General features: G+C 66.6%; 22 protein-coding genes, 4 tRNA genes and 1 pseudogene. 18 read left to right on the top strand and 9 right to left on the bottom strand.

All coding sequences use genetic code 11. The features are described 5' to 3' along the window. Positions 1 to 71: 71 nt before the first annotated feature. Complete coding sequence (locus tag QNM97_RS17865; RefSeq protein WP_283819643.1) at positions 72 to 1,085, bottom strand: ferritin-like domain-containing protein; 1,014 nt, start codon at positions 1,083 to 1,085, stop codon at positions 72 to 74. A gap of 202 nt (positions 1,086 to 1,287) precedes the next feature. Between QNM97_RS17865 and QNM97_RS17860 the strand changes: the two genes are divergently transcribed. Further along, a complete protein-coding gene (locus QNM97_RS17860; protein WP_283819642.1) occupies positions 1,288 to 1,983 on the top strand; it encodes a demethylmenaquinone methyltransferase in 696 nt (231 codons plus the stop codon). 160 nt (positions 1,984 to 2,143) lie between these two features. Here the strand turns inward: QNM97_RS17860 and QNM97_RS26670 are convergent, their stop codons facing one another. The 4 genes from QNM97_RS26670 to QNM97_RS17845 all read right to left on the bottom strand — a co-directional run bounded on the left by QNM97_RS26670 (position 2,144) and on the right by QNM97_RS17845 (position 5,713). After that, positions 2,144 to 2,749, bottom strand: a complete 606-nt coding sequence (locus tag QNM97_RS26670) for a DUF3558 domain-containing protein (protein ID WP_502874936.1) — start codon at positions 2,747 to 2,749, stop codon at positions 2,144 to 2,146. A gap of 34 nt (positions 2,750 to 2,783) precedes the next feature. Further along, positions 2,784 to 3,197 (bottom strand): hypothetical protein, encoded by a 414-nt coding sequence (locus tag QNM97_RS17855; RefSeq protein WP_283819641.1) that lies wholly within the window; start codon positions 3,195 to 3,197, stop codon positions 2,784 to 2,786. Positions 3,198 to 3,297: 100 nt separating this feature from the next. Continuing rightward, positions 3,298 to 4,233 carry an oxygenase MpaB family protein gene (locus tag QNM97_RS17850; RefSeq protein ID WP_283819640.1) on the bottom strand — a complete coding sequence of 312 codons (936 nt, stop codon included), beginning with the start codon at positions 4,231 to 4,233 and terminating at the stop codon, positions 3,298 to 3,300. Between the two features lie 226 nt (positions 4,234 to 4,459). Then, positions 4,460 to 5,713 (bottom strand): geranylgeranyl reductase family protein, encoded by a 1,254-nt coding sequence (locus QNM97_RS17845; protein ID WP_283819639.1) that lies wholly within the window; start codon positions 5,711 to 5,713, stop codon positions 4,460 to 4,462. 166 nt (positions 5,714 to 5,879) lie between these two features. On the opposite strand from QNM97_RS17845, the gene QNM97_RS17840 reads away from it, so the two are divergent. After that, on the top strand, positions 5,880 to 6,896 hold the full coding sequence (locus QNM97_RS17840; protein ID WP_283819638.1) for a polyprenyl synthetase family protein: 1,017 nt from the start codon (positions 5,880 to 5,882) through the stop codon (positions 6,894 to 6,896). 133 nt (positions 6,897 to 7,029) lie between these two features. Further along, positions 7,030 to 7,881, top strand: a complete 852-nt coding sequence (gene htpX, locus QNM97_RS17835; protein WP_265077589.1) for a zinc metalloprotease HtpX — start codon at positions 7,030 to 7,032, stop codon at positions 7,879 to 7,881. 21 nt (positions 7,882 to 7,902) lie between these two features. Here the strand turns inward: htpX and QNM97_RS17830 are convergent, their stop codons facing one another. Next, on the bottom strand, positions 7,903 to 8,394 hold the full coding sequence (locus QNM97_RS17830) for a YajQ family cyclic di-GMP-binding protein (RefSeq protein WP_006370796.1): 492 nt from the start codon (positions 8,392 to 8,394) through the stop codon (positions 7,903 to 7,905). Between QNM97_RS17830 and QNM97_RS17825 the strand changes: the two genes are divergently transcribed. From QNM97_RS17825 to QNM97_RS17800, 6 genes are all read left to right on the top strand, one after another. After that, entirely contained in the window at positions 8,393 to 8,557 is a 165-nt protein-coding gene (locus tag QNM97_RS17825; RefSeq protein WP_283819637.1) for a hypothetical protein, read from the top strand. The two genes, QNM97_RS17830 and QNM97_RS17825, sit on opposite strands and share 2 nt — an antisense overlap. A gap of 68 nt (positions 8,558 to 8,625) precedes the next feature. Then, positions 8,626 to 8,706 (top strand) — tRNA-Tyr (locus tag QNM97_RS17820). A gap of 136 nt (positions 8,707 to 8,842) precedes the next feature. Next, positions 8,843 to 8,915, top strand: a tRNA-Thr gene (locus QNM97_RS17815). 41 nt (positions 8,916 to 8,956) lie between these two features. Further along, positions 8,957 to 9,030 (top strand) — tRNA-Met (locus tag QNM97_RS17810). An 84-nt stretch (positions 9,031 to 9,114) separates the two neighbouring features. Continuing rightward, a complete protein-coding gene (gene rpmG, locus QNM97_RS17805; protein WP_003929651.1) occupies positions 9,115 to 9,282 on the top strand; it encodes a 50S ribosomal protein L33 in 168 nt (55 codons plus the stop codon). Between the two features lie 174 nt (positions 9,283 to 9,456). Next, positions 9,457 to 10,557 carry a fused (3R)-hydroxyacyl-ACP dehydratase subunits HadA/HadB gene (locus QNM97_RS17800; protein ID WP_283819636.1) on the top strand — a complete coding sequence of 367 codons (1,101 nt, stop codon included), beginning with the start codon at positions 9,457 to 9,459 and terminating at the stop codon, positions 10,555 to 10,557. A gap of 24 nt (positions 10,558 to 10,581) precedes the next feature. Here the strand turns inward: QNM97_RS17800 and QNM97_RS17795 are convergent, their stop codons facing one another. Next, a complete protein-coding gene (locus tag QNM97_RS17795; RefSeq protein ID WP_283819635.1) occupies positions 10,582 to 11,163 on the bottom strand; it encodes a TetR/AcrR family transcriptional regulator in 582 nt (193 codons plus the stop codon). 124 nt (positions 11,164 to 11,287) lie between these two features. Here QNM97_RS17795 and QNM97_RS17790 point away from each other — a divergent pair, with 124 nt between their 5' ends. After that, entirely contained in the window at positions 11,288 to 12,421 is a 1,134-nt protein-coding gene (locus QNM97_RS17790; RefSeq protein WP_283819634.1) for an ABC transporter permease, read from the top strand. Here the strand turns inward: QNM97_RS17790 and QNM97_RS17785 are convergent. Beyond that, entirely contained in the window at positions 12,358 to 13,377 is a 1,020-nt protein-coding gene (locus tag QNM97_RS17785) for a DMT family transporter (protein ID WP_283819633.1), read from the bottom strand. The genes QNM97_RS17790 and QNM97_RS17785 overlap by 64 nt on opposite strands. Between QNM97_RS17785 and QNM97_RS17780 the strand changes: the two genes are divergently transcribed. From QNM97_RS17780 to QNM97_RS17745, 8 genes and pseudogenes are all read left to right on the top strand, one after another. Further along, a complete protein-coding gene (locus QNM97_RS17780; protein WP_283819632.1) occupies positions 13,376 to 14,794 on the top strand; it encodes an aminotransferase-like domain-containing protein in 1,419 nt (472 codons plus the stop codon). The two genes, QNM97_RS17785 and QNM97_RS17780, sit on opposite strands and share 2 nt — an antisense overlap. A 261-nt stretch (positions 14,795 to 15,055) precedes the next feature. Next, a tRNA-Trp gene (locus QNM97_RS17775) sits at positions 15,056 to 15,128 on the top strand. 38 nt (positions 15,129 to 15,166) lie between these two features. Next, the gene (secE, locus tag QNM97_RS17770; RefSeq protein WP_006370802.1) at positions 15,167 to 15,646 is read left to right on the top strand and encodes a preprotein translocase subunit SecE; all 480 of its coding nucleotides are present in this window, start codon (positions 15,167 to 15,169) and stop codon (positions 15,644 to 15,646) included. A 146-nt stretch (positions 15,647 to 15,792) separates the two neighbouring features. Beyond that, positions 15,793 to 16,668: a transcription termination/antitermination protein NusG gene (gene nusG / locus QNM97_RS17765; RefSeq protein WP_283819631.1), complete on the top strand. Its 876-nt coding sequence runs from the start codon at positions 15,793 to 15,795 to the stop codon at positions 16,666 to 16,668. Positions 16,669 to 16,758: 90 nt separating this feature from the next. Then, the gene (gene rplK, locus QNM97_RS17760) at positions 16,759 to 17,190 is read left to right on the top strand and encodes a 50S ribosomal protein L11 (RefSeq protein ID WP_006370804.1); all 432 of its coding nucleotides are present in this window, start codon (positions 16,759 to 16,761) and stop codon (positions 17,188 to 17,190) included. 158 nt (positions 17,191 to 17,348) lie between these two features. Beyond that, on the top strand, positions 17,349 to 18,065 hold the full coding sequence (gene rplA, locus QNM97_RS17755) for a 50S ribosomal protein L1 (protein ID WP_006370805.1): 717 nt from the start codon (positions 17,349 to 17,351) through the stop codon (positions 18,063 to 18,065). Positions 18,066 to 18,183: 118 nt separating this feature from the next. Next, entirely contained in the window at positions 18,184 to 18,642 is a 459-nt protein-coding gene (locus QNM97_RS17750) for a helix-turn-helix domain-containing protein (protein ID WP_283819630.1), read from the top strand. Further along, positions 18,639 to 19,093, top strand: a pseudogene (locus tag QNM97_RS17745) (VOC family protein). The gene QNM97_RS17750 and the pseudogene QNM97_RS17745 overlap by 4 nt, the downstream one beginning before the upstream one ends. On the opposite strand, the gene QNM97_RS17740 reads toward QNM97_RS17745, so the two are convergent. Continuing rightward, positions 19,071 to 20,132, bottom strand: a complete 1,062-nt coding sequence (locus tag QNM97_RS17740) for an LLM class F420-dependent oxidoreductase (protein ID WP_283819629.1) — start codon at positions 20,130 to 20,132, stop codon at positions 19,071 to 19,073. The pseudogene QNM97_RS17745 and the gene QNM97_RS17740 overlap by 23 nt on opposite strands. Positions 20,133 to 20,157 lie beyond the last annotated feature (25 nt).

Genomic DNA, 20,157 nt, shown 5'->3' with positions numbered 1-20,157 from the left:
ACTGCGGAGAGACGACGCCGTCCGCCCCCGGGGTGGTGGGGCGAACGGCGCTGTGGTGCCGGCGACGAGGGTTACTCGACGCCGACCACATCCTTGGCGATCTCGGTGATGCGCGCCTCGGCGGCATTGACGACGCGCTGCCGGTTCTTGTGGGCTTCCTCGAAGTGCAACGTCGCGCGGATGTCGGCGGGCTCGTCGAGCTCCTTGATGGCGGCGACGGCGTCGGTGATGTTCAGGTCGGCGTAGTCGGGGATGGGCAGGTCGTCGGGGTTGACGGTGCCTGTCGCCTCGCGGACCGAGGCCACGGTGTCGGCGACACCGGTGGCGCCGTTGATTCGGGCGTTGTCCTCGATGGCCTCGAGTGCGGCGTCACGGGCGGCGGTCGCCGTGCGCTGGGTCGCCGTTCCTGCCTCGACGAGGCTCTGCCCGGCCTGTTCTGCGGCTTCGGTGGCGTCGTCGACGGTGTCGCCGATGCGGCTGCGCAGACCGGACACAGCGTCGGGGACCTGACGCAGTGCGTGTGCGACACGATCGGCGCCGCGCGATGCGGCGATTGCCGGTAGCGTCACGGCGCGGGCGGCGAGGCCGCTGGCCCACTGGGTGGGACTGCGGCGCAGTGCGGCCGGCCCGCCGAGGGCTTCTTCGGCCAGCACCGTGCTGATCCAGTCGACGGTCTCGGTGTGGGCGTCGATGAGTCGTTCGGCCAGCGCGAGGAGGTCGGCGTCGTAGGCGCCGGTGGCCAGGGCCTTGAGATATGTTGCGCGGCCGAGCAATTGCTGCTCGAGTGCGAGGTCGCCGAGGAGTGCCTCATCGAGTGGTTGGGCTTGTTCGGCGAGGGTCTTGACCGATGCGGCGACGCGGCCGAGGGCCGGACGCAGGACATCGGCGAAGCCGTCGCGCTCGTGTATTGCCTTCTCGATGGCTGCAGCGCGGTCGCGGCCCTTGCGCGCATTGCCGGCCAGTTCGGCACGAACCGCCTCGGTGCGGGCCTGGGCCTGCCGGGTTTCGGCGATCTGGATCTCGGTGTGCGTGAGCGCGAGGATTGCGCGCAGTTGCTGGTGGATGGTGGTGGTGGAGACGGTCATGTTCCCTCCAGATGTTGGGGACGAGCTCTCGTGTCCACGGTGTTCCCCGGTTGGTGAGGAAGAAACCCCGTCGTGGCGAACGGTCGGTGAATGTGCCGCGATGACTGGGTGTCACCTGCGGTTTCGCCGAGATGTGAGTTGGGCCACCGGGTCTGCCGGACGCTTGGTCGGGCGGCGGTGGCGGGCAGGTAGCGTTATCGCCATGGCTACCCCCGATCGTGCGAGTCTGGACAAGGACCCGGCCGAGGTCGCGGCGATGTTCGACGGCGTCGCCAAGCGTTATGACATCACCAACACCGTGCTGTCGTTTGCGCAGGACCGGCGGTGGCGTAAGGCGACCCGCAAAGCGCTCGCGCTCACTCGCAACGACGTGGTGCTCGACCTGGCCGCCGGCACCGCCGTATCCACCGTCGAGCTGGCGACGTCGGGGGCTTCGTGCGTGGCCGCCGACTTCTCCCTCGGCATGCTCAAGGCCGGGGCCGATCGAGACGTACCGAAGGTCGCCGCCGACGCCATGGCCCTGCCCTTCGCCGATGGATCATTCGACGCGGCGACCATCTCGTTCGGTCTGCGCAACGTCCACGACGTACTGACCGCCTTGGCCGAGCTGCATCGCGTGCTCAAACCTGGTGGTCGCCTGGTCATTTGCGAGTTCTCCACACCGACATTGCGGCCATTTCGCACCGTGTACATGGAGTACTTGATGAAAGCGCTGCCTGCGGTGGCGACTAAGGTGTCGAGCAACCCAGCCGCGTATGTGTATCTCGCCGAATCGATTCGAGCCTGGCCCGACCAGTTCGGCCTCGGCGACCTCATTCGCAACGCCGGATTCACCGACGTCCGCTGGCAGAACCTCACCGGCGGCATCGCGGCAATACATTCCGGTATTCGCGTCTGACTTCACACCTACTTGGGCCGAGGTGCCGACTCCCTCGCTGGTCGAGGTGACTACCGGCTCGGATCGACTACTTCGGTGGTCGAGGTGCCCGCCAGATCGGTGGTCGAGGTGCCGAGGAGCGATAGTGACGAGCCTCGAGACCGGCCGCTGTGGTGCTGGGTCAAGGTGGCATTCTGTCGATTGTCGCTTTGGTGAAGGCGATGGCTTTGGCGCAGACCTGGTCTCTTGGCGGAGGGTTTATGAACAGAATGGCAGTTGTCGTGACTATGGCGCTGCCAGATTGAACCGCAGTTGTGCATGCGTCCTGGTGTCTGGGATACCCAACTGCGACTGACCTTCCTTGGATGCTGGTGTCATATTGCCATTCGATCGCAGTTGAGTACTTGTTCTTGTAATCCTCTAGTGGAAGATCGTTTCCGACGCCTTGCGAAAGGATTGCTGTGTTCGAATCCCGGTATCTCCAGTCGCATCCTCGGGACGTCTGCATGTTGGCATTGGCGCCGTCTGTCGCTGATTGCTGGTTCAAGCCCAATGCCTCTAGTTCCTCGCCAGAGAGTGCTGTGCAAGGTTCATATGACGAACCGTCGTTCAGGTTGCTCCACCGATCTGGAAAGACGGTATCGAAGGGTAGTCGTTTGCCGTTCGCATCCACTTGTCTGATGCTGGCGGGAGTACTTGGGTGGGACGCCGAGGCGGATGTTCGATCTCGTGTCGGTTCGCCTGAATTAGTCGTGCAGCCGACTATCCCAGAGAGAGTGACGGACATCGCCAACATTGTCTTGGCTATTTTCAGTCGAATGTTATGCATTGATTGATTCGAAAACTTGACCGTTCTTGCCATCTGTCGCAGTCAGCTCGGCGTGTGCCTGGTCGCACAGGGCTTCCAGTGCGTCTAGGCGCTTGATATTTGCCTTCAGTCCAGCTGCGAAACAATTGACGAACTCTGCCGCACGCTCAGACATATTGGTACCTTCCGGTACGTTGCCGTAGTGATTGCCGTTGTTGACGCGGACCAACTCCGCAACAACCCCCGCCAACTCCGCCGCCAGATTCCGCGCCACCCCGGCCCGTCGCTTCCACTCGGCGTCGATGACCTGCACGACCCCGCCGTCGCCGAGTTCGGGATTGCCGCGCGGAACGGAGGTGTCGGGTGGGGTGGTGGACTCACCGCCGAGTGGCACACGTGTGCCCGGTTGTACGAAATACTCCGTCATCCCTCCCCCTTCTGGCCCCGGCTAGATCTACAGCGTGAAGAGGATTGTAGCCAGGATCGTCGGGTTTGGGAGGGTTGGCGTCAAGGTTGTGGATGAAGTGTCAGCCGGCGTGGCGGACGGGACATCCAGGGGCGAAGGTGCCCAGCTCATCGACCTCATAGCCGCGCGGATAGCAGCGGATCTGCGGCATGTCACGCCCGAACTGGGGGACGGTCCGGGGTCCGGCAAAGAACCAGATGGCCAGCCCGCGGGCCTTCAGGCCGTTGCGGGCGACGACACGTTCAACGGCGGTGGGCTTGGGGTAGCCGAAGGCGTCGAGCAAGAGGTCGTCCATGAGGGCGAACGACAAGCGCCGGACGAGCCACGCGGGGAGAAGGCGGAACGGCATGAAGGTGGTGAGCAGATCCAGGGTGGCGTCGGCGACCTTGCGTGATCCGGGGGAGTAGGCGAAATGTTCGCGCTCGTAGTCGTCGAGGAAGTGCTCGAAGTCCTCGTACGTGCCGGGAATGTCTTTGAGCGCCATGTGTTTTCCGAGTTTGCGGTAATACTCGGTGAGACCGTCGATCTCGTTGCGGCCTAGCGGGCGCCACTCGTAGTCGGCCACCCAGCGGACTGGACACACCACGAACGTGGCCAGTACGTAGAGCATGTCGTCGTTGGAGATGTCGTACATCGCGTGCATCTGGTTGATCCGCCGGACCGCATCGCGGGCGCGTGGGTCAGCGAAGCCGTGTTCGACGGGAGCGTCGAGGAGCAGCACGGTGTCGTCGTAACGCTTCTGGGTGCGTTCGGTGAATTCTCCGGTCTCATAAAGCAACTCGCCGATCGACGGTACGGCGTAGGTGCGAAAGAGGGCGAAGCTCAGCGCCATCGTGATGCCCCACGGGTATTCGAGGGTGCCGAGGCTGCGGGCGTACTGTTCTGGATCGGCCGCGGGGTCGACACGGGCGAGGTCGTCGCGCAGCTGATAGCGCTCCGCGCGGCGGGTACTGATGCGATGCGAGACCGACGAGGCGACGGACGAAACGGACGGCATGACGCTCCTGAGGTGGCCGTTATCAGATGTTTGAAACATACCATCGGTTTTGTCTCAATCCAATGTGGACGAGCGGCGCGCGGAGCGCTGTCGGCGAGTTGGAGGGCGCTGTCGGCGAGCTGGAGGGCGCCGTCGACACCAAGGAGGGCGCCGTCGACACCGAGGGGAGCGCGGTCGGCGTGGGGGAGGGCGCTGTCGGCGAGGGGGAGGGCGCTGTCGGGAGCGTTCAGCTGAACGGCGGGCGTCCGTCGATACGGGTCGACAGATGGCCGACGCCGCGCCACGCGCGGGCGACGAGGTCGGCGTCGTCGGGGGTGATGAGATTGCCCATCACCCGGACCACCAGCGACATCAGCCGGGCCGACCGGATTCCGGGGCGGCCGAGGGCGGGGACGGTCTGCGGCATCGTCAGCAGGCCGGCGAGCCGACGGGCAGCGGAGAAGGCCAGCCCGTAATGGTCGACAAGCAGGGCGCGCCAGGCGTGCGTGTGGTCGTCGCCGGACAGAAGGTCAACCGCCAGGCGGGCGGTCTCCAGTGCGTAATCGATGCCCTCGCCGTTGAGCGGGTTCACGCACGCTGCGGCGTCGCCGATGAGCATCCAATTACGACCGGCGACATTGCTGACCGCACCACCCATCGGCAGCAGCGCCGAGGCGATGCGCTCCGGCTCGCCGGTGATCTGCCAGTCGTCGGCAACCATGTGCGAGTAGTGCTCGAGGATCGGCCGAAGTGCCATGTGCGCCGGTCGTTTTGACGTGGCCAGGGCGCCGACGCCGACGTTGAGCAGCCCCTCGCCGAGTGGGAACACCCAGCCGTATCCGGGTAGCAGTTCACCGTCGGGTCCGCGGAGTTCGAGGTGTGATCCCATCACGGTGGCGTCGGCGCGCGGGGACGGGACGTAGGCGCGCGCGGCCACGCCGTACGCGGTGTCGCGGTGCCACTGTCGGCCGAGAATCTTGCCGAGTCCCGAGCGCACCCCGTCGGCGACGATGACCTGCCCGACGCGGATCGTTCGCCGACCGTCGGCGGTGTCGAGGACCACTGCGCTGATGCGGTCCCCGGCGCGCTCGACGTCGACGGCCTTGGCGCCCGACACCATTTGTGCGCCACGCGAGAGGGCGAATTCGCGGATCGCGTCGTCGAGTTCGAGGCGCGCGACGGCGCTCCCGTAGTCGGGGAACCGGCCCGACGGCCACGGCACGAACACGCTGCGGCCCCAGCCGTTGAGTTGCAGACCGTCCAGACGCGGCCGCGTGTCGAGGAGATGTCCCAGACCGAGGCGATCGAGTTCGGCGACGGCGCGCGGGGTGAGCCCGTCGCCGCAGGTCTTGTCGCGCGGGAACACCGCCGCATCGACGAGAACCACCTGGTGACCTGCCGATGCGGCGTAGGCGGCGGCCGCCGAACCGGCCGGTCCGGCGCCGACGACCAGGACGTCGGTGGCGTCGGGGACCTCGACGGGGGGCACTTGGCTGCTCACCCGACCAGTATGTCGGCGCACCGTCGGGCGATGCTGCTCGGGCAGCGTCGGTGCCAGACGCTAGGCTGCACAGAGGTAGTGCCCGGGGGTGTGGCGCCCGATGCGTCACGCTGATGGCCTTGACCTTCTCGAAACGGACCTTCTCGAAACGGAGCGGCGCAAACACGTGAAGTCGACATTCACCGGAGTAGACCTCGGGACCGATGAGTTCGCGGAGACCGTGCGGTCCTCGCTGGCCCGTGTCGAGGACCTGCTGCTCACGGAGCTGGCTTCGGGCGACGACGTCATGACCGAGGCCGCGACACATCTCGCGCGCGCCGGGGGTAAGCGATTCCGGCCGATGTTCGCGATCCTCGCCTCGCGATTCGGGCGCAACCCCGACGCCGACGAGGTCATCACGTCGGCGACCGTCGTCGAGATGATCCACCTCGCGACGCTCTATCACGACGACGTCATGGACGAGGCGCCGATGCGGCGCGGCGCGCAGAGCGCCAACGCCCGGTGGACCAACAGCATCGCGATCCTCTCCGGCGACTTCCTGTTCGCCCGTGCCTCTCGGCTGGTCTCGACGCTGGGCCCCGACGCCGTGCGCATCATCGCCGAGACCTTCGCCGAACTCGTCACCGGGCAGATGCGCGAGACTGTCGGTGCCACGCAGGGCGCCGACCCGATCGACCACTACCTGAAGGTGGTGTGGGAGAAGACCGGGTCGTTGATCGCCGCCGCGGGCCGATTCGGCGCGATGGCTTCCGGCGCGACCGCCGACGACACCGAGCGACTCTCCAGGATCGGCGACATCGTCGGTACCGCCTTCCAGGTATCCGACGACATCATCGACATCAGTTCTGTCACAGGCGATTCCGGCAAGACGCCGGGTACCGACCTGCGTGAGGGTGTGCACACCTTGCCGGTCTTGTATGCGCTGCGCGAGGACGATGCGTCGTCGGATCGACTGCGCACACTCCTGCTCGCCGACGACGGATCGGCGCGGCCGCTGACCGATGATGCCGAGGTCGCCGAGGCGCTCGATCTGCTCAACGCCTCGGGCGGCATGGTGCAGGCCAAGGACAAGCTGGCCGAATTCGCCGAGCAGGCTCGTGCCGAACTCGCCCAGTTGCCGACCGGGCCTGCGCACGGGGCATTGAGCTCGTTGGTCAGCTACACCATCGACCGAACCGGATAGCCGAGCGGTCGGATGGCTCACACCCTGCCCGGAAACCGAATCGGGGTCTGGATCGTTTGAGAAACTACAGGGCGTCCCCCGCCCGGCAGCCTGCCGGAGCGCACACCGACGCCGTGACTCGAACGAGGACCTGATGCATTTCAACGGATTGAAGACCGCGCTCCTGCTCGGCGTGATGTCGGCGATCATCGTCGGCATCGGCGCGATGTTCCGCAGCCCCGTCATCCTGTGGGGGTCGGTCATCCTCGCCGTGGCGGTCAACGCCTACGTCTACTTCAACAGCGCCAAGATGTCGCTCAAGGCGATGCATGCGCAGCCGGTGACCGAGGTCGAGGCGCCGGTGCTCTACCGCATCGTCCGCGAGCTGGCCACCTCGGCGCATCAGCCGATGCCCGCGCTCTACATCAGCCCGACGGAGTCGCCGAATGCGTTTGCCACGGGCCGCAATCCGAAGAACGCGGCGGTGTGCTGCACCGCCGGGATTCTGCGGCTGCTCGACGAGCGGGAATTGCGTGCGGTCCTCGGCCACGAACTGTCGCACGTGTACAACCGCGACATCCTGATCAGTTCGATCGCCGGCGCCATGGCAGCCATCATCAGCGGGCTGGCGAACTTCGCGCTGTTCTTCGGCGGTAACCGCAACAACGCCAACCCGCTGTTGATGCTCGTCGTCGCGTTCGTGGCGCCGATCGCGTCGACGCTGATCAAGCTGGCCGTGTCACGCTCGCGCGAATATCAGGCCGACGCCTCCGGTGCCGAATTGACCAGGGACCCGCTGGCGTTGGCGTCGGCGCTGGCCAAGATCTCCGGCGGCATCCAGGCGGCGCCGCTGCCGCCGCAGCCCGACATCGCCGCGCAGAGTCACGCGATGATCGAGAATCCGTTCCGTGCCACCGATCGGATGGCCAAACTCTTCTCGACACACCCGCCGACCGAGGAGCGCATCGCCCGGTTGCAGGAGATGGCGCGACGCGGGATCAGCTGAGCGCCGCCGTCACCCCACCCGCTACCGGTAGTTGACGAACTGCAGCGCGATGCCGAAGTCCTCGCCCTTGAGCAGCGAGATGACCGCCTGGAGGTCGTCGCGCTTCTTGCTGGAGACGCGCAACTCGTCGCCCTGGATCTGAGCCTTGACGCCCTTGGGTCCCTCGTCGCGGATCTTCTTGGAGATCTTCTTCGCGTGCTCGGAATCGATGCCCTGTACGAGCGTTCCGGTGATCTTGAACTGCTTGCCCGATGCGGCGGGCTCCCCGGCGTCGAATGCCTTGAGGGAGATGTCGCGGCGGATCAGCTTCTCCTTGAACACCTCGAGGCCGGCGACGGCACGCTCCTCGGCGTCGGAGGTGATGACGATCGCCTCCTCGCCGGACCATGCGATACCGGTGTTGGTGCCGCGGAAGTCGTAGCGCTGGGACAGTTCCTTGGCGGCCTGGTTGAGGGCGTTGTCGACCTCCTGGCGGTCGACCTTGCTCACGACGTCGAACGATGAATCAGCCATGAGGTACAGCCTAGTGGGCGCGCTCGCGAGTGAAACGGGCGCTCTCGACGTGTGGGGGAGCGCCGTCGGCGAGGAGACGGGCGCGGTCGGCGGTGAGACGGGCGCCGTCGGCGAGGAGGGGAGCGCGCTCGGCGGGGCGGCTCTGACCAGCGGGTTTGCGTGAACGGGCGGTAGTCGTTGTATTCTTCACGGCGTTGTTCACGCGGTCGGAAACGGCCGAGAGAATGGCACGGCAGGTTGCCCGAGCGGCCAAAGGGAGCGGACTGTAAATCCGTCGCGCAAGCTACATAGGTTCGAATCCTATACCTGCCACAAACGAGGAAAATCGTCGTTCGCGACGCGCCGTCAAACCGCTGTAACAGGCGATTTGGTGCGCCGCCGAGTCGGTGTGTAATCTCGTTAAGGCTCTCGAGCAGCCCGGACACGTGACCGGGCAGCACGGGTGAACGCCCCCTTAGCTCAGTCGGCAGAGCGTTTCCATGGTAAGGAAAAGGTCGACGGTTCGATTCCGTCAGGGGGCTCGGGAGGACTTGATCGCCCCCGCGGGTGCTCAGGCCGCCAAGGCGGTGTAGCTCAGCTGGTTAGAGCGCACGACTCATAATCGTGAGGTCGAGGGATCGAGCCCCTCCACCGCTACACAACACGCAGCGCCCGCGGCGGCCCGGGACACGGGGGCGCGAGCGCCGAGAACACGCAAACCCCCGTGAAAGAAGGATTACAGTGGCTTCCTCAACTGATGTGCGGCCCAAGATCACCTTGGCCTGCGAGGTGTGCAAGCACCGCAACTACATCACCAAGAAGAACCGTCGCAACGATCCCGATCGCCTCGAGATCAAGAAGTTCTGCCCGAACTGCGGCAAGCATCAGGCGCACAAAGAGTCTCGCTGACGCAGTCGTCGGCGATCGGCGACATACAGACATACCTGCGGACCGCCTCGACGAGGCGGTCCGCAGTGGTATGTGCGCGGCACGGATGAGACCTTCCTCGCGCGTCGCGGCAGCAGCCGTCGAAAGTCATGGATCGACGCCACCGGGACGTGGCACAGGTAAGGAGCGAACCGCATGTCGTCACAGATCAGCGACGCCGAGATCAAGCAGCGGACCTTGGAGCTGAAGGCCGCGGGCGAGAAGCTCACCCCCGAGGAGATCGCCGAGCACACCAAGTCGCTCGTCGGCTTCAACTACACCGTCGACGATTACTACGAGATCGGCCGCGAAGAGGTCCGCAAACACGCCCTGGCCGTGCAGGACCCGCACCCGACGCACTGGGACGAGTCCGCCGCGCGCCGACTCGGCCATGACACGCTGATCGCCGCCCCTACCTACGTGTCGGTGCTCGGCATCGTCGCCCAGCGCAAACTGTTCGAGGACGTCATCACCGGATACGACCTGTGGCAGATCATGCAGACCGACCAGCGGCTGATCTACCACCAGCCGATGAAAGTCGGCGATCAGCTGGTGTGCGACGTGTCGCTCGACTCGTTCCGGCACGTCACCAGCCCCGAGACGATCGATCTGATGGTGACCAAGAACGTCATCTGGAATCAGCGCAACGAGCCGGTGATGACCACCTACACCTCGCTGGCCGCGCGGCCGGGCATGGAGATCGATCCCGAGCTCGCCGAATCGCTCGACCACGTGATGATGAAGGTCGACCGCACCGGCACCGTCGGACGCACCGTCGAGCCCGAGCCGGGACGCTACGACCGCCCCGACCCCACCGAACGTCCCGGAGCCTACGGCGCGGTGGACTTCGACACACTGACCGTGGGCCAGGAACTACCGGCCAAGCGCTTTCTGCTGACGCGCGGCAACCTCACCAACTACGCCGGTGTCGCCGGAGACCCCAACCCGATCCACTTCTCCGACCACCTCGTCAAGGCCTCGGGCATGGACGACGTGGTGGCGCACGGCATGCAGACGATGGGCCTCGGCGCGACCTTCGTCTCCGAGCACATCGGCGACCCGGCGGCGTTCTGCGAGTACAACGTTCGCTTCACCAGCCCGGTCTACGTGCCCGCCGACGACAGCGCCGCCGTCGACTTCACCGGAAAGATCAAATCCCTCGACCCCGACACGCGCCGCGGCACGATCGCGATCGTTGCCAAGCAGGGCGAGCGCAAGATCTTCGGGCGTGCACAGGCCGTCATCCAGTTCAACTGACGGTCGTCGGGGTCGTCTCCCGGATCACCCTGCGCCGGCGGCGTGCACCCGGATGAGCGGTACCGCCGCGGTCTCGACGATGTCGTCGATCGCCTCGGCCGACAGTGAGCCTTCCATCAGGAATCGGTAGCGCACGAGGTCGAACGCCAGCGTGGCGGCCGTCGCGGGCACCGGCCCCGCACCGATCTCCCCACGGTCGCGTGCCCGTCGGATGATCACCCCCGACAGATCCTCGGCCTTGGTGCGCAGCACCGTCATGGCCGCGGGATTGGGCTCCGACGCGGCGCCGGCCATGATGCCGAGTGCGACCTCACGACCCTGTGCGGCCAGCCGCTCAAGCAACTCGTGGATCGTTCCCCGCAGATCACCGGCCAGGGTGCCGGTGTCGGGGGGTGAGATGTCGGCTAGGCGCGTGTTGGCCAGTGCGGTGATCACCATCTCCAGTTTGGTCGACCATCGTCGATACAGCACCGCCTTGCTCGTCCCCGCGCGCCGCGCGACCCCTTCGACGGTGAGGTCGGCGAACCCGACGTCGCGCAGTTCGGTGAGCACCGCGTCGAAGATCGCCGCATCGAGTTCGGTGCCGCGGCGTCGGGTCGCTGCCATCTCCTGCCACCTTCCGACAGTCGGCCGATCGAGCCGACCAGATAGGAAACGTTGCGTTTCTTGTTTGTCCAGAATAGCATCGCGGGCAATAAGAAACGCTACGTATCTTAAGGGGAATGTAATGATGAAGTCCGACGAAGGCAAGGCCCTCGCCCTGGTGCTGGGCCTGACCGCGGTGGTATCGATCCTGCTGCTGGCGTTCGCGCTCCCCGGGGTGCACTCCAAGCCCAACGACATCCCGCTCGCGGTGGTCGCGCCCGCCGCGGCCACCGAGCAGATCACCCATGCACTCGAGGAGCGTCAGCCCGGCGGCTTCGAGGTCACCGCCGTCGGCGACGAGGCGCAGGCACGCCGCCAGATCCTCAATCGCGAGGTCGAGGGGGCGCTTGTCGTGCAACGGGATTCGACGCGAGTGCTGGTGACCACCGCGGGCAGTCCGGCAGTGGCCACGCTCATCGAGGCCATCGGGCAACAGATGGGCACGCAGATGCACTCGCCGGTCGCCGTCGTCGACGTCCGCGGGTTCGGCACCGGCGACCCGAAGGGCGTCGGGCTGGCCGCCGGAGCATTGCCGCTCGCCCTGGGCGGCTGGATCGGTGGTGTGGCACTGATGATGATGATCCGACGGCCACGCAACCTCGTGCTGGCGACACTGGGCTTCGCCGTGCTGGCCGGGCTCGCGATCAACCTCCTGATGCGCTACGTGCTGGGTACTTTCGACACTGCCTTCTGGTATCTGGTGCTGAGTGGAATCCTGGGCATCGCCGCCACCGCGTTCGGGGTGATCGGACTGCGGCGACTGCTCGGAGGAGCGGGTCTCGGGCTTGCTGCGATTCTGCTTGTGGTGCTGGGCAATCCGCTGTCCGGGCTGAGCAGCTCACCGGACCTGTTGCCCTCTCCGTGGGGTGCGATCGGTCAGCTGCTACCGCCCGGGGCCACCGGAACGCTGTTGCGCAACGTCGGATTCTTCAATGGGCACAACATCATTCATCCGATCGTGGTGCTCACGGTGTGGCTGGTGGTGGGGCTGGGTCTCTACGCGATCGCGCTGTGGCGTCAGACCGACGTCAGCGAGGACGACGAACTTATCGACGAGGTCATCGGCATCGACGGTGCAGCACACGGTGACCCCGACGGCGTCGATGAGGACACCGCAGCGAACGACTCGGCCCCGCACGGGCGCCATGAGATCGGTCACGTCGTCGAGATGTCGGCGCACTCGTCGGCTGGGCACTCGTTTTCGGGGCACTCACGCTGACGCGAGGTCGGCGCAACGCGGGAGCGCACAGTGAAAGCGGCACAGGCGATCACCGCGCACCCGCCGACGACGAGTGGCACGGTGAGATGCTCGCCGAGCATCACGACGGCCCAGCAGACACTGAGGACCGGCTGCACCAGCTGGATCTGACTGACCGTGGTCATCGGACCGATCGCGAGACCGCGATACCAGGCGAAGAATCCGAGGAACATGCTGACGCCGGCCAGGTAGGCGAACGCCGACCACTGGCCGGCGCCGGCGTGCGGTGGGTGGGTGACCACGCTGATCGCCGACACCGCCACCATCACCGGCGCCGCGAGAACCAGTGCCCAGCAGATGGTTTGCCACGAGCCGAGTTCACGCGACATCAGGCCGCCCTGTGCGTATCCGATCGCGCCGAGCACCACCGCCGCGGCGAGCAGGGCGTCGGCGACCCCCGGTCCGCTGCCGACGGACCCGCCGTGGGCGAGCAGGCTGAACACGACGGTGGCTCCCACCCCGAGGGCCGCGCCGAGCCAGAAACGCGACGACGGTCGTTCGCCGGTCAACAGCACCGCGACCACCGCTGTCGCCGCGGGCAGCAGGCCGATCACCACCGCGGCGTGTCCGGCGGTGGTGCGTTGCATGGCCAGTGAGGTCAGTATCGGGAAGCCGGCCACTACGCCCGCCGACACCGGGGCGAGCCGAAGCCACTGCCGGCGGGTCGGCAGCGGAGCGCCAAACGCGATCAGTGCCACCGCGGCGAGAGCGGCCGCGACGACGGCCCGCCCGCAGCCCACGAACAGCGGGTCGAGTCCCGCACCGCCGGTGCCCCCGACCGCGATTCTGGTGAACGGGACGGTGAACGAGAAGGCGATCACGCCGACGAGCCCCCAGGCCAGTCCGTGGGCGGTCGTCGGGCCCTGCGCCGATAGCGGACGCGAGAGGGATGCGATAGCGCTACTATTGGTTCTCATGTCCGACGATAGCAGTGAGCAGATCGCGCGTCACCTCCGTTCGCTGACCGCAACCGCGAGCCCGGGATCGAAGCTGCCGTCCACCCGCGACCTCGCGGCGCGGTTCGGCGCCGGACCGGTGACCGTGCAGCGGGCGCTTGCGATGGTGGTGGCCGACGGCCTTGTCGAAACACGGCCCGGCCGTGGCACTTTCGTTCGCGCACGTCCGACGCAACGTCGCGGCGCGGAGGTGGCGTGGCAGACGGCAGCGCTCGGACCCCGACGCGACGGTGCGTCCCCGGTCGGTTCGACCCTGCGGCAGGTGCCGCACGACACGATCGCCATGCATTCGGGCTACCCCGACGAGTCCCTGCTACCCATCCGTGAGGTCAGTGCGGCACTCGGTCGCGTGGCGCGGCGGCCGGAGTGCTATCGCCGACCGCCGATCGCGGGGATTCCGGAGTTGCGGCGCTGGTTCGCCGACGAGCTCTCCCATACCGACTCTTCTGGGTCTGCGCCTGCCGAGTCCTGGCACTCCGCCGATGTGATGGTCGCCTCGGGTGGGCAGGCGGCGCTGGCCGCGGCGTTCCGCGCGCTCGCCGCCCCCGGCGAAGCGATCGTCATGGAGTCGCCGACCTACTGGGGTGCGATCGGCGCCGCCCGGCAGGCCGGTCTGGTGATCGTGCCGGTGCCCCGATCCGACGGCGCACCCCGGGCCGATGACCTCGACGCGGCGCTGACGTCGTCGGGGGCACGCGTCTTCTACGCCCAGCCCAACCACGCCAACCCCACCGGCGACCGCTGGGATGTCGGGCAGCGGTCGGCGATCCTCGATGTGATCACCGCACACCGCGCGTTCCTCGTCGAGGACGACTGGGCGCACGACCTCGGGATCGACGAGCCGGTGCGGCCGCTGGCCGTCGCCGACCGCGACGGGCACGTCGTCTACGTCAGGTCGCTGACCAAGAGCATGTCGCCGTCGATGCGGGTGGCCGGGATTCTCGCGCGCGGACCGGCACGGGTGCGCATCGAGCAGGCGCTGGCGCATTCGGATCTCTTCGTCTCGCCGATACTGCAGTGGGCGGCACTCGACGTGGTGAGCAGACCGGCGTGGCGCACCCACCGAAAGACACTTGCCCGCGCGTTGGGGGACCGGCGCGACGCCCTGCTGGCCGCGCTGCGTGGTGCCGGCTTCGATCCGCGCCGGCCGGCCGGTGGACTGCATCTCTGGGTAGACCTGGGCGTCGGCAGGGCCGGCGACGCGCTGCCCGACGCCGACACCGTCGTCGCGCGGGCGCTGACCAACGGTCTCGCGATCTCGCCGGGAGCCGAGTGGTTTCCCGCGGAGCCGACCGGCCTGTTCGTCCGGCTCACCTATTCTGCGGTCACCCCGGATCGATACGATGACGCCGTCCGGATTCTCTCGGAGAGCCTCTGACGCCGACGGGGTGTTCCCGGGGCGTTTTGGGTTCGGCAGGGCCCATGTTCTACACTGAAGTGTCTCGATTGACTTAGACTTGCGCGCTACCCATGGGGTGGCGCGTTGGTTTTGTCGGACGGTTGATTCTGTCGAACGGCGGAATGTCGGTAGCCGAAGGCCACGCGGCCGGACGGTGTCGACACACCAGTCCGTAGGGTGGATCGAGATGGTGGCCCGAGTGGCCCGGCGGGATTTCTTGCCGGGACGTGACAGCCGCAAAGGGGCGTAGCTCAACTGGCAGAGCAGCGGTCTCCAAAACCGCAGGTTGCAGGTTCAAGTCCTGTCGCCCCTGCCCTGGTGAGGGCACACGTTGACGAGAGGACCTCGAAGTTGAGCAAGCGAGATCGAGCAGCCCGCGCCAAGGATGCCGCGGGGGACACCGCCGCGTCGGCGGCCGATGAGCTCGAGGTCTCCGATGCCACCGACGATTCCGACGGCGAGAGCACGACGTCACTGACGAAGTCGGCCGACACCGAGCTCCGTCCGTCCGGTAAGCGTTCGGGTCGGGGTCGCCGTTCGGCGTCTGCCGCCGGCACCTCCGACGACGACTCGGATTCCGCAGGCGGAACCGCGGTCGCCGTCAAGGAACGCAAGAAGAAGGCGTCGCCTGCGGAGAGCCACAATCCGTTCGTACGGATCTGGCTGTTCCTGCAGCAGGTCGTCGCCGAGCTGAGGAAGGTCATCTGGCCGAGCCGCCGCGACCTGGTCGTCTACACGGCCGTCGTGCTGGTGTTCGTGGTCATCATGACCGCCTTCATCTTCGGCATCGACCTCGGCTTCGCCAAGGGCGTCCTCTGGCTGTTCGGTTAGCGGTTCACCTCGAGTGAGCGCACCGACCATCTCGGGGCGCCCGACGAACCGGTCGTCGGCGCACGACGGACGGCACGGTCGAGTGACGACCGGGCGAACGACGTGAGACCTGACCGAAACTGTGAGAAAGAGGAGCGTGGGCTGCAGTGAGCACCCCGGAGAACACCGAAGCGGCTGACGTCGAAGGCGTCGTGACCGACGAGGCCGTCACCGACGAGACCCTCGTGGACGAGACCGACGACCCCGGTGTCGAGGCGCAGGCCGAGGCTGCCGAGGACGAGGTCGCTGCCGTCGAGGGCGGCGAGGCCGCGGTCGAGGCCGACGAGGCAGCCACCGATGAGGTGGCGACCGACGAGGTGGCCGGCGAGGCTGACGCTCCTGCCGAGCCCGAGGAGACCGACCCCGTCGAGGAGCTGCGCAAGCAACTGCGTCGCGCGCCCGGCGAGTGGTACGTCATCCACAGCTACGCCGGGTACGAGAACAAGGTGAAGGCCAACCTCGAGACCCGCGTGCAGAACCTCGACGTCGGCGACTACATCTTCCAGGTCGAGGTGCCGACCGAAGAGGTCACCGAGATCAAGAACGGCCAGCCCAAGAAGGTCAACCGCAAGGTGCTGCCCGGCTACATCCTGGTGCGCATGGATCTCAACGACGAGTCGTGGGGCGCGGTGCGCAACACCCCGGGTGTCACCGGCTTCGTCGGTATGACCTCCAAGCCGTCGCCGTTGAGCCTCAACGAGGTGCTGCAGTTCTTGATGCCGCGCACCGAGGCCAAGAAGTCGGCCGCCAAGGCCGCCTCGGCCGGCGAGAGCGTCGAGGCCGCCGCAGCCGCGGTCACCTCGACCATCGAGGTCGATTTCGAGGTCGGCGAGTCGGTCACCGTGATGGACGGACCGTTCGCGACGCTGCCCGCCTCGATCTCCGAGGTCAATGCCGAGCAGCGCAAGGTCAAGGTGCTCGTGTCGATCTTCGGTCGCGAGACGCCCGTCGAGCTCGGCTTCAATCAGGTCGAAAAGATCTGATTCGCCCGTCAGCCGGTGACCGGCTGACAACAAGACTTCCACGCCTCCAGCGGACGTGGATCAGCAAGAAGAACAACCAAGGAACTAGAGATGCCTCCCAAGAAGAAGAAGCTTGCCGGGATCATCAAGCTCCAGATCCAGGCAGGCGCGGCCAACCCGGCCCCGCCCGTGGGTCCGGCGCTTGGTCAGCACGGCGTGAACATCATGGAATTCTGCAAGGCGTACAACGCCGCGACCGAGTCGCAGCGTGGCAACGTCATTCCGGTGGAGATCTTCGTGTACGAAGATCGGTCGTTCGACTTCAAGTTGAAGACCCCACCGGCGGCGAAGCTGCTGCTCAAGGCTGCCGGTCTGCAGAAGGGCTCCGGCGAGCCACACACCAAGAAGGTCGGCAAGGTCTCGATGGACCAGGTCCGCGAGATTGCCAAGACCAAGCAGGAAGACCTCAACGCCAACGACATCGATCAGGCCGCCAAGATCATCGCCGGTACTGCTCGGTCGATGGGCATCACCGTCGAGTGAGCTTGCGATCTCGCGAGGGTCACCGTCGAGTGAGCTTGCGATCTCGCGAGAATCACCGTCGAGTGAGCTCGCGAGGCTGAGAGTCTTCAGATGTAGTGGGAGGGCCGGCTCGGCCCGCACCACCAACCCGAATCGTTTCACGGAGAAAGAACAGAGCAATGAGCAAGAAGAGCAAGGCCTACGCGGCCGCGGCCGAGAAGGTCGACAAGAGCAAGCTCTACAGCCCGCTGGAGGCTGCCGAGCTGGCCAAGGACACGTCGTCGAAGAACACCGACGCGACCGTCGAGGTTGCGATCCGGCTGGGCGTCGACCCCCGCAAGGCGGACCAGATGGTTCGAGGCACCGTCAATCTGCCCCACGGGACCGGTAAGACCGCCCGCGTGATCGTGTTCGCCACCGGCGACAAGGCCGCCGAGGCCGTGGCCGCCGGTGCCGACGAGGTCGGCGCCGAGGATCTCATCGAGAAGATCCAGGGCGGCTGGCTGGACTTCGACGCCGCGATCGCCACCCCCGATCAGATGGCCAAGGTCGGCCGGATCGCGCGCGTCCTGGGCCCGCGTGGTCTGATGCCGAACCCGAAGACCGGCACCGTCACCCCGGACGTGACCAAGGCCATCAACGACATCAAGGGCGGCAAGATCAACTTCCGCGTCGACAAGGCAGCGAACCTGCACTTCGTCATCGGTAAGGCCTCGTTCGACGCCACCAAGCTGGCCGAGAACTACGGTGCCGCCTACGACGAGATCATGCGCGCCAAGCCGTCGGCTGCCAAGGGCCGCTACATCAAGAAGGTCACCGTCTCCACCACCACGGGTCCGGGTATCCCGGTCGACCCGGCGGTGACCCGCAACTTCGCCGAGCCTGCGCAGGCCTGAGCGAGTTCGACTCCTCGACACCCCCGATCGCCCTGGTGCGGTCGGGGGTGTCGTCGTGACAGTCCGACGATCTCCGACGATCGTTGTGGCGGTCCGGCTCCGGTGAGAGCATGAGCGGGTGAACCGTAGCGTGATGTCGGCCCGCGAGGACGAGAACCGGCGGCTGTTGCGTGCGCGGGATGCGATCGACCGGCATCACGCGCGACGGCTCGACGTCGACGAACTCGCCCGGATCGCGGTGATGTCGTCCGCGCACTTCAGTCGCCGATTCTCTGCGCTGTTCGGCGAGACCCCACACCGCTACCTGCAGCGGCGCAGGATCGAACGGGCTTGTGCCGCACTGCGGTCGGGTCGGACGGTCACCGACACGGCGTTCGCGGTCGGCTATGACAGCGTGGGGACGTTCTCCCGCACATTCACCGCCATCGTCGGATGTACGCCGACGGACTACCGCCGTGCCGCGGCCCCGATCCCCGTGCCGGGCTGCGTGGTCCGGGACTGGACGCGACCGGCAACGGGATTGCGCAGTTTCGGAGAAGCGCTCACCGGCGTGGAGCCCGTAGCGTCGTCGTCATGATCACCTCGGTTGCCATTCATTCCATCTTCGTTCTCGATCATCAGGAGGCGCTCGATTTCTATGTCGGCGCACTCGGTTTCGAGGTGAGCAGTGATGTGGACGTGGGATTCATGCGCTGGCTCACCATCGCCCCGCCCGCCCAACCCGACCGCGAGATCCTGCTGACGGTGCCCGGCCCGCCGGCCACCACACCGCAAGCGGCAGAGGCGATTCGCGATCTGCTCACCCAGGGTGCGTTGGGCACGGCGGCGATCCTCGGTACCGACGACTGCCGGGCCACCTACGCCGAACTCGTGGCCAAGGGCGTCGAGTTCACCCAGGAGCCGCAGGAGCAGCCGTACGGGATCGATTGCGCGCTGCGGGATCCGTTCGGCAACCACATCCGGATCACCCAGCGCACCGACGAGCGCCGGTCGACGATCGCGACATCAAGCGGTGGTCGGCGTCCTAGGTCGTGCCTCGTCGAGTACCTGTGTGACGGCGGCGGCTCGGGTGGCCGGATCGTCGTCGAACGGGATGAGATACACCGTCCCGACGCCGGCCGCGGTGAAACGGTCGAGTTGTGCGGCCATCGACGCCGAGTCGCCGACGAGTGCCGTCATCTCGATCAACTCATCCGGAACACGTTGTGCCGCGACGTCTTTGGCGCCGCTCAGGAAGTGCTTCTGGATCTCCGCGGCGGCCGACTCGAAGCCGTATGCACATGCCACGCGGTAGTAGAAGTTGCGTTCGGGGGCGCCCATACCGCCGATGTAGAGCGCGTAGTGCCGTTTGATGGCCTCATGGCCGGGTGATCCCGGACCGCCCGCGGCCAGCGGTACCTGTGCGTGGATGTCCAGTGGGCCAAGGTGTTCGGGGCGGGAGTCACCGCCCCGGTCGAGTGGCTCGCCCCAGATGTCGCGGAATCGCTCGGGCGCGAAGAACATCGGCTGCCAGCCGTCGGCGATCTCGGCGGTCAACTCGATGTTCTTCGGCCCGAGCGCGGCAACGAGGATCGGGATGTCGGGGCGGATCGGGGTGGAGATCAACGCCAGCGGCTTTCCCAGGCCGGTGCCACGATCGGCGGGCAGCGGCAGTGGATGGTGTCGTCCGGAATGGGTCACCTTGGCGCCGGTCCAGACCGTGCGACAGATCTCGATCACCTCACGGGTACGGCCGAGTGGCGCGTGATAGGGCACCCCGTGCAACCCCTCGATCACTTGTGGGCCCGACGTGCCCAGGCCCAGCGAGAACCGACCGTCGGTGAGGTAGTCGAGAGTGGCCGCGGTCATCCCGATCAACGCCGGGGTGCGCGAGTAGATCGGGATGACCGACGTCGTCAGCGACACCGACGGAATCCGGCCGGCGAGATAGCCCAGCTGGCTCGGCGCGTCGAACGCATAGGCTTCGGGAACTGCAAGCAGTTCAACACCTTTGGCTGCCAAGACCTCCGCTTCGCCGGCGGCGGTGCGGAAGTCGCTGGAATAGTTGATCAGCAGTCCGATACGCACGCCGGACCTCCTCTGGAGTGGATGG

This window comes from Gordonia sp. L191 (assembly GCF_030077625.1).
GTDB classification, from domain to species: domain Bacteria; phylum Actinomycetota; class Actinomycetes; order Mycobacteriales; family Mycobacteriaceae; genus Gordonia; species Gordonia polyisoprenivorans_A.
This window is presented reverse-complemented; position numbering and strand designations above follow the sequence as displayed.